This is a genomic window from Siminovitchia jepli, from assembly GCF_047228825.1.
Taxonomy (GTDB): Bacteria; Bacillota; Bacilli; order Bacillales; family Bacillaceae_C; genus Siminovitchia.
In genome coordinates this window covers 1-9,067 of the sequence record NZ_JBFEGN010000111.1, presented here as the reverse complement: position 1 = coordinate 9,067, position 9,067 = coordinate 1, and the positions used below count along the sequence as shown (strand labels likewise).

The following is a 9,067-nucleotide window of genomic DNA, read 5'->3' as shown; positions in this document are numbered from 1 at the left end:
TTAAAAAATAAGAAAGCATAAATTGGCATGTCGCCAATTTAATCAAATCCAACCTCCCACCTCTCACCTCTAAGAAAGAACGCGTCAGCGTTTTTTCTTAAACATGGATTACAGCAATCTTGGCGCCATGTTCTTGTCGTGTATGATAGCATTTTCCTTCAGAAACATGTTGGCGATTTCTTTGCCGGCGATTGCCCGGCTGAACAGAAAGCCTTGGACCTCATTGCAGCCGTATTTTTTTAACAGTTGATACTGGGCACTTGTTTCCACCCCTTCTGCGATCACTTTTTTTCGCAGCCCTTTCGACAACTCAATGATGAACTTAACGATCATCGCATCTTCAGCACTGTGAACGATGTTATGTATAAAAGATCTGTCAATTTTAATCGTATGAAACGGATACTTTTTTAAGTAGTGTATGGATGAAAAGCCAGTCCCATAATCGTCCAAAGCAATGCTGATCCCCATCTCCGCCAGTTTTGCCAGTTGGCTTCTTATGAGTTCGCTCGATTGTAACAAGGAACTTTCTGTCAACTCCACCTCAATGGATGACGGATTTACAGAATACTCCTCCAAGTAATGCGAAATCCTGTCGATCAGGTCATTTTTCAAAAAGCTTTTTGCAGACAAGTTAATGGAAATTTTTTTAAAAGGGACCTGCTCTTTTTTCCATTGCCGGATTTGTCGGCAAACCGTGCGAATAACAAAATCATCAATGAGCTGAATGATTTTCCCATTTTCCTCGGCTGCCGGAATAAACTCTGCGGGAGACACATTCCCTTTAACGGGATGTTCCCAACGGATGAGTGCCTCTGCTCCAATTGCCATTTGTGTATGGATGTCAATTTTTGGCTGGTATTCCACATAAAGCTCCCCATGCTGTATGGCTTTTAGCAAGTCGGCTTCCAACTCAAATTTTTTCAGCGATTCCGTTTTCATCTCGGGCAAATAAAATTGGAAGTTTCCGTTTCCCAGTTCTTTGGCCTGTTTCAATGCGATGCGCGCTTTTTTAAACAATGTATTGAAATCTTTTCCGTCATAAGGAAACACGCTTCCCCCGATCGTTGCCGTAAAGTGAATGTCATGATGGTTTATGTTGAAGGGAGTTTCAATATGATTGATCAGTTTTTTAGCTTCGGAAATGTAATGGTTGGGAGCGACCGGACGCTTTAGGAGAATGCCAAGGGTATTTTCTTCAATCCGGAAAACGATATCGTCGTCGTCATACAAACCGGTAATATGTGAAACGATTGATTTGGCCACTTTTTCCCCTGTTTCAAGTCCGTATACGTCCATCACGTGGTCCAATTCATCAATATTTACATATAAAAAAGCAAAGGTGTCTTGTTGATTTACCCGTGAAAGCCGCTGATTTATATATTTTTTGGCGTAATAATACCCCTGGATGCCAGTCAAATAATCAAACTGCTGATATTTATTCGGTTTGATGATGACGACAATTCCCGATAGACCATCATCAAGGGTTAACGGGATAAATGTAAGTTCAATGTTCAACAGTTGATTGTCCTGTCCATAGACCGACGCCTCACCCAATTGGACAGATCGGCCAAAGGCATCATCCATGTTGAAATATGAAAAAATATGATGAAATTTTTTTTGGGCATCCGGATTTTCGATGTCTGGAATATTTAACAGCTCATGCCCTTTTTGATTGCAAAATATGATGCTGCCTTCATTGTCGAATAGACAAATTGCATTTTCCGAATGCTGGAACGCAACAGTAAAAATTTCTTTCAAGTTTATGGGCTGCCTTCGTATTTGCCGCCTTTTCCTATTCAATAACCTCATAATAAAGTTCAATTTTGCCCCTTCTTTCAATACTACGAAACATATTGGACCTTTTTGCAGCATACTAAGGTGCAATGAGTGTGTATGATCCATCGTTTGTTTTTCGGGTTTTATCGTCGGCTGCGCTTAGGCCCTATTTTCCCGCATTGCGAATCATTTGCTTTTTCTTTATATAAATGGAAATCGACAAACGGCTTTATCGTCGTGTCACCCCCAAATAAAAAAATCCACCAGATAAAAAAGGCGGATTTTTGTTGTATGGAAAAGTGGACGAAATGATGCGGTAATTCGCCATTTCCATATCCAACCTTTTTCGGTAACCCGGCTGCCATAGCTTTCCCGTAGGCCCGTGGCTTTGCGTCCCTGATTTTCATCAAGTTTGCCATTATCGAAAGGTACTTATAGATGTATCCATATTTTAACATCCAATTTTTTTATTTACAACGAAAATTGCCGAAATTTATGATAAATAGTCGAAAATCACATTGTTTGTGTGTCCCTGGGCACTTTAAAAAGGCTGAACAGCATTCGAATCGAAAATACGTTCGCTTAAACTGGTGATGAAACCATGTTTTGTGTTAAAATGATTGTATGTGATTTTTACAAATTACCTTTCCGAATGTTTGTTTTAACAGTCGGAAGATCAATATAAATATATGGGAAATAATGGGAGGCTGCCGGCTTTGATCAACCAGTTTGCAATAGTATCAAAGTATAAGCCGGCCGGCGATCAGCCAAAAGCGATCGAACAGCTTGTTGAGGGAATCCGTTCCGGAAAAAAATATCAGACGCTTTTGGGCGCAACGGGGACGGGAAAAACGTTTACGGTGTCGAACGTCATTCAAGAAGTCAACAAACCGACGCTCGTCATTGCCCACAACAAGACGCTTGCCGGCCAGCTTTACAGTGAGTTTAAAGAGTTTTTTCCGAACAATGCCGTTGAATATTTTGTCAGTTTCTATGATTATTATCAACCTGAAGCTTACGTTCCCCAGACAGATACATTTATTGAAAAAGACTCTAGTGTCAATGACGAGATCAACAGGCTCAGGCACTCGGCAACGTCCGCATTGTTCGAGCGCAGAGATGTCATCATCATCGCCAGTGTTTCCTGCATTTACGGACTCGGTTCCCCGACAGAATACCGTGAGCACGTGCTTTCTCTCCGGACAGGCATGGAAATTGAAAGAAACCAGCTCCTTCGCAGGCTGGTGGATCTTCAATACGCCCGCAATGATATCGAATTTACGAATGGAACCTTTCGGGTCCGCGGGGATGTCGTGGAGATTTTCCCGGTTGCGCGGGAGGAGCAATGCATCCGGGTGGAATTTTTCGGGGATGAGATCGACCGGATTCGGGTGGTCGATGCCCTCACGGGGGAAATAGTGGGCGACCGCGAACATGCCGCCATTTTTCCAGCTTCCCACTATGTGACAGGGGACGAGAAATTGAGAATCGCCATTAAAAATATTGAGGAGGAACTGGAAGAACGTTTGGCTGAATTGCGTGCGGAGGATAAATTGCTTGAAGCCCAGCGTCTCGAGCAAAGAACCCGGTACGATTTGGAAATGATGCGGGAAATGGGCTTTTGCTCAGGGATTGAAAACTATTCCCGCCATTTGACGCTCAGGCCGCCGGGCGCAACACCGTACACTTTGCTGGACTATTTTCCGGATGACTTCCAAATAGTCATTGATGAATCACACGTTACGCTTCCGCAAATCCGCGGCATGTATAACGGGGACCAGGCCAGGAAACAGGTGCTCGTTGACCACGGTTTCCGGCTCCCGTCTGCGCTTGATAACCGGCCGCTCAAATTTGAAGAATTTGAGCAGTACATTAAACAGGCAATTTTTGTATCAGCCACGCCGGGCCCTTATGAGCTGGAAAAAACACCAAAAATGGTGGAGCAAATTATCCGTCCGACCGGACTGTTGGATCCAACGATCGATGTCCGGCCAATTGAGGGCCAAATCGATGATTTGCTTGGTGAAATCAATGACCGGGCGGCAAAAAATGAGCGGGTCCTCGTGACGACACTGACGAAAAAAATGGCCGAAGACTTGACGGATTATTTGAAGGAAGTCGGGGTAAAAGTACAGTATTTACATTCGGAAATTAAAACGCTTGAGCGGATTGAAATTATAAGGGATTTGCGTGTCGGCAAATTTGATGTCCTTGTGGGCATCAACTTGCTCCGGGAGGGGCTTGACATTCCGGAAGTTTCGCTTGTAGCCATCCTTGATGCGGATAAGGAAGGGTTCCTCCGTTCCGAACGCTCGCTGATCCAAACGATGGGCCGGGCGGCACGGAATGCGAACGGCCATGTGATCATGTATGCCGACAATATGACGGAATCGATGGAAAAAGCGATTTCCGAAACAAAACGGAGACGCGCGATCCAGGAAGAGTACAATCGAAAACATGGTATTACCCCCGCTACGATACAAAAAGATATTCGCGATGTCATTCGTGCGACGATTGCCGCTGAAGATCCCGAGCAATACGAATATCAGGCAGTACGGAAAACACAATCGACAAAGGAAAAAGAAAAACTGATTGCTTCAATGGAAAAAGAAATGAAAGAAGCCGCCAAAGCGCTTGATTTTGAAAGGGCGGCACAGCTTCGAGACGCCATTTTGGAGCTTAAAGCGGAAGGATGAAACGACGATGGCACTTGATAAAATAGTTGTTCAAGGTGCACGGGCCCATAATTTAAAAAATATAGATGTCACGATTCCCAGGGATAAACTTGTAGTTGTAACGGGATTATCAGGTTCCGGGAAGTCTTCGCTGGCATTTGACACGATTTATGCAGAAGGCCAAAGGCGATATGTGGAATCACTTTCAGCTTATGCACGGCAATTTCTGGGACAAATGGATAAGCCGGATGTGGATGCAATTGAAGGGCTGTCGCCGGCGATCTCGATTGATCAAAAAACGACGAGCCGGAACCCGCGTTCCACTGTCGGTACGGTTACCGAGATTTATGACTATTTGCGTTTGCTTTTTGCACGGGTGGGCAGGCCAGTCTGCCCCATCCACGGAATCGAAATCACATCGCAAACGATTGAGCAAATGGTCGACCGGATCATGTCCTACCCGGAGCGAACGAGGCTACAGGTGCTGGCGCCTGTCGTCTCAGGGCGCAAAGGAACCCACGCCAAAGTATTGGAAGAGGTTAAAAAACAGGGATTCGTCCGTATCAGGGTCAATGGTGAAACACTTGATCTCGGTGAAGAAATTCAGTTGGAAAAAAATAAAAAGCATTCCATCGAAGTGATCGTCGACCGGATTGTCGTCAAAGAAGGAGTCGAACCCCGCTTGGCGGATTCCCTTGAAACGGCACTCGGTCTTGGGGACGGAAAAGTCATCATCGATGTAATCGGTGAAGAGGAGCTGCTTTTCAGCGAACATCACGCCTGTCCGGAATGCGGTTTTTCCATCAATAAACTGGAGCCGCGCATGTTTTCCTTTAACAGCCCGTTCGGGGCTTGCCCGGACTGTGACGGGCTCGGTTCCAAGCTTGAAGTCGATAAAGAACTCGTGATTCCGGATTGGGATTTGACGTTGAACGAGGGGGCGATCGCCCCGTGGATTCCGGTCAGTTCCCGATATTACCCGCAGCTTTTACAATCTGTTTGCCACCATTACGGCATCGATATGGATATTCCCGTGAAAAACTTGCCCAAGGCGCAAATGGACAAAATTTTATATGGTTCGGGTTCGGAAGTCATCCGGTTCCGATACCAAAATGATTTTGGGCAAATACGCGAAAACCAGATCCGGTTTGAAGGGGTTTTGCGGAATGTGGAGCGGCGTTATCAGGAAACGAGCTCCGACTATATCCGGGAACAAATGGAAAAATATATGGCGGAACATCCTTGCCAAAGCTGCAACGGGCACCGGCTGAGGGTGGAAAGCCTTGCCGTAAAAGTGGAAGGCAAACATATCGGCGAGGTAACGAAATTATCAATCAAGGAAGCGCAGCAATTTTTCCAGGCCATTGATTTGACGGAAAAAGAAATGCAAATTGCCAATCTGATTTTAAAAGAAATATCCGAACGCCTGCAATTTCTGGTGAATGTCGGCCTGGATTACCTGACATTGAGCCGGACGGCCGGAACGTTATCGGGAGGCGAGGCCCAGCGGATCCGGCTGGCCACCCAAATCGGATCGCGGCTGACCGGGGTGCTGTATATATTGGATGAACCGTCCATCGGCCTTCACCAGCGGGATAACGACCGATTGATCAATACGCTTCAAAGCATGCGCGACATCGGCAATACGCTCATCGTTGTGGAACATGATGAAGATACGATCATTGCGGCTGATTATCTTATTGATATCGGTCCGGGAGCGGGAGTGCATGGCGGCAAGGTCGTCGCTTGCGGCACGCCTGAAGAAGTGATGAAACAGCCGGATTCACTGACTGGCCAATATTTGTCGGGAACAAAATTCATCCCGATCCCGTTGAAGCGCCGTCCCGGAGACGGCAGGTTTCTTGAAATAAAAGGCGCAAAAGAAAATAATTTGAAAAATGTCAATGTAAAAATTCCGCTTGGCATGTTCATTGCTGTAACCGGCGTGTCCGGATCGGGAAAAAGTACACTCGTGAATGAAATTTTGCATAAAACTTTGGCGCAAAAGCTGCACAAGGCAAAAGCGAAGCCCGGCTTGCATAAAGAAGTGAAAGGGCTGGAACACTTGGAAAAAGTGATAGACATCGACCAGTCGCCGATTGGCCGGACACCCAGGTCGAACCCGGCAACGTATACAGGTGTGTTTGATGATATACGGGATGTGTTTGCTGCCACGAACGAAGCAAAGATACGCGGGTACAAGAAAGGCCGCTTCAGTTTCAATGTGAAAGGCGGGCGCTGTGAAGCCTGCCGTGGCGACGGGATCATTAAAATCGAAATGCACTTTTTGCCTGACGTGTACGTTCCGTGTGAAGTGTGTCACGGGAAAAGGTATAACCGGGAAACACTGGAAGTAAAATATAAAGGCAAAAATATTTCCGATGTTCTTGATATGACTATCGAAGACGCACTTGAATTTTTCGAAAACATACCGAGAATTAAAAGAAAACTGCAAACGATCGCAGATGTCGGGCTTGGCTATATGAAACTCGGCCAGCCTGCCACGACGCTTTCGGGCGGCGAAGCCCAGCGTGTAAAGCTCGCCTCCGAATTGCACAGACGTTCAAACGGCCGCTCCATCTATATTTTGGATGAGCCGACAACGGGTTTGCATACCGATGATATTGCCCGGTTGTTAACAGTGTTGCAGCGTCTTGTCGACAGCGGCAATACGGTGCTTGTGATCGAGCATAACCTGGATGTCATAAAGACAGCCGATTACATTATTGACCTTGGTCCGGAAGGCGGGGATAAAGGCGGAACGATCATTGCTGCAGGTACTCCGGAAAAAGTGGTCAAATGTGAAAATTCCTACACAGGACGTTATTTAAAGCCCATATTGGAACGTGACAATAAGCGGATGAAGCAGTTAATTTCACAGGAGGAAACAAGTTCGAAAACGGCCGTGGCAAAATAAATCTTTTTAAAAGTGAAACAAAAAGCCGCTCATTTCCGTATAACCCAGTACACATTGAAAAAGGAGGAGCGATATGAATCAAGATCGAAAACGAATTCTTGAAATGGTACAACAGGGAAAGTTATCCGCCCAGGAAGCGATTATTTTACTGGATGCATTGGAAGAAGGGAAAGCGCCCGCTCCTGATCTGAAACGTGATGCCGCCGAAGAAAGCCGGGTGAACTCCGGCTTATCGGGATCCGATCAGTCTGCAAATCAAAACGCCGGGAAGGAAAGTGCAGGAGAGTCAAAAAAAGATGAAGACAATTTTTATAAGCAAATGGAGAACGCAGGTGAACGAATTTTTGATTTCGTCAATTCGGCGCTGCGAAAGATTAAAGAAATCGATTTTCAGTTCAATCAATCTGTTGAAATACCGCACGTTTTCCAGCAAAGCGGCGAAGGAATTGACCGGATTGACATTGATGTCGCCAATGGACCCGTAAGGGTCATTCCCTGGGAACAGGAAGAGGTGCGCATTGAATGTCAAGCCAAAGTATACCGGGCAGAAGACCGGGAAGACGGCCGCAGCTATTTCCTGGACAATACGATTTTTTCACAAGACAGCAATATGCTTTGTTTCGCAACGAAATCGAAATGGATGCGAGTTGAAACAGTCGTTTATGTCCCGCAAAAAAGATATAAAAAAGTTTCGGTGCGAATTTTTAACGGCGAATTGACGAGCGAACGGCTGGAATGTGATGATTTGATCGTAAAAACGACAAACGGCAAAGTGGACTTGGAAAATATCTCGGGCAGGAAATTGGATATCGAAACAGTTAACGGACAAATAAAAGTGAAGGAGTCCAAAGCCGATGAGGTTGAAGCGGAAACGATCAATGGAGCCATTGATGTACTGGTTTCATGCAAGAAAGCGGAGCTCAAATCGTTTAACGGCAATATCACGTGCACGTTAAAAGATACTGAAACGAAGGTTTTTGAAGCGAAGGCTGTGACGGGAAATATTCATTTGAATGTTCCGGATACAGCGGGAGTGGACGGCGAGCTCCGTTCCAACCTTGGCAGCTATACACTGGATTTGCAGGATGTGAACATCCTGCACGAAAAACGGGATGTCATTCAAAAACAGATGAAGTTCAAACGGACAGGAACCGAGGGTGAAACGATCCATGTCCTCGCGGATACAAAAACCGGCTCTGTTTTTGTCACAGCCAGCGGTAAAGAGGAAGCGTAACATATGAGATGGTTGATTGGAATCATCATTAATGCGATTTTGTTTATCGCCTTTGCCGGCTACTTTGAAGGCTTTTACGTTGCGAGCTTCGGCTCAGCGCTTGCCGCAAGCCTGGTGTTATCCATCTTAAACATACTCGTACGGCCGATTCTTATTCTGTTTACCTTACCAATCACGATTCTAACGCTGGGCCTGTTTCTTTTCGTCATCAATGCCCTTACCTTATTGATGACGGACGCCCTCATGGGCAGCAACTTTGAAATCGATAACTTTGGATTGGCTTTTCTCACAGCCATCATCATGTCCATCGTCAATATCATCATTCAAAAAGCGGTCATCGAACCCCGCAGAAAATAACCCGGACAGCCATGCTGTCCGGTTATTTTTTTGCATACCCGCGGATACCGAAAAATACCCGCGGATACCGAAAAATACCCGCGGATACCGAAAAATACCCGCGGATAC

The 9,067-nt window shown here is 45.8% G+C and carries 5 protein-coding genes and 1 riboswitch; of the genes, 4 read left to right on the top strand and 1 reads right to left on the bottom strand.

Annotated features, from left to right (window positions below; genetic code table 11):
* Positions 1 to 108: 108 nt before the first annotated feature.
* Positions 109 to 1,758 carry a sensor domain-containing protein gene (locus AB1L08_RS20235; protein WP_413066433.1) on the bottom strand — a complete coding sequence of 550 codons (1,650 nt, stop codon included), beginning with the start codon at positions 1,756 to 1,758 and terminating at the stop codon, positions 109 to 111.
* 363 nt (positions 1,759 to 2,121) lie between these two features.
* Positions 2,122 to 2,203: riboswitch (cyclic di-GMP riboswitch) on the bottom strand.
* Between the two features lie 289 nt (positions 2,204 to 2,492).
* On the opposite strand from AB1L08_RS20235, the gene uvrB reads away from it, so the two are divergent.
* From uvrB to AB1L08_RS20215, 4 genes are all read left to right on the top strand, one after another.
* Positions 2,493 to 4,472, top strand: coding sequence for an excinuclease ABC subunit UvrB (uvrB, locus tag AB1L08_RS20230; RefSeq protein ID WP_413066432.1), 1,980 nt, complete (start codon positions 2,493 to 2,495; stop codon positions 4,470 to 4,472).
* Positions 4,473 to 4,479: 7 nt separating this feature from the next.
* Positions 4,480 to 7,368, top strand: a complete 2,889-nt coding sequence (gene uvrA, locus AB1L08_RS20225; protein ID WP_413066431.1) for an excinuclease ABC subunit UvrA — start codon at positions 4,480 to 4,482, stop codon at positions 7,366 to 7,368.
* A 73-nt stretch (positions 7,369 to 7,441) separates the two neighbouring features.
* Complete coding sequence (locus AB1L08_RS20220) at positions 7,442 to 8,602, top strand: DUF4097 family beta strand repeat-containing protein (protein WP_413066430.1); 1,161 nt, start codon at positions 7,442 to 7,444, stop codon at positions 8,600 to 8,602.
* Positions 8,603 to 8,605: 3 nt separating this feature from the next.
* Positions 8,606 to 8,959 carry a phage holin family protein gene (locus AB1L08_RS20215; protein WP_413066429.1) on the top strand — a complete coding sequence of 118 codons (354 nt, stop codon included), beginning with the start codon at positions 8,606 to 8,608 and terminating at the stop codon, positions 8,957 to 8,959.
* The last annotated feature ends 108 nt before the right edge of the window (positions 8,960 to 9,067 follow it).

Coding starts and splice junctions, on each gene's coding strand:
- AB1L08_RS20220 (WP_413066430.1), top strand. CDS start 7,442: ATGAATCAAGATCGAAAACGAATTCTTGAAATGGTACAACAGGGAAAG.
- uvrA (WP_413066431.1), top strand. CDS start 4,480: ATGGCACTTGATAAAATAGTTGTTCAAGGTGCACGGGCCCATAATTTA.
- AB1L08_RS20215 (WP_413066429.1), top strand. CDS start 8,606: ATGAGATGGTTGATTGGAATCATCATTAATGCGATTTTGTTTATCGCC.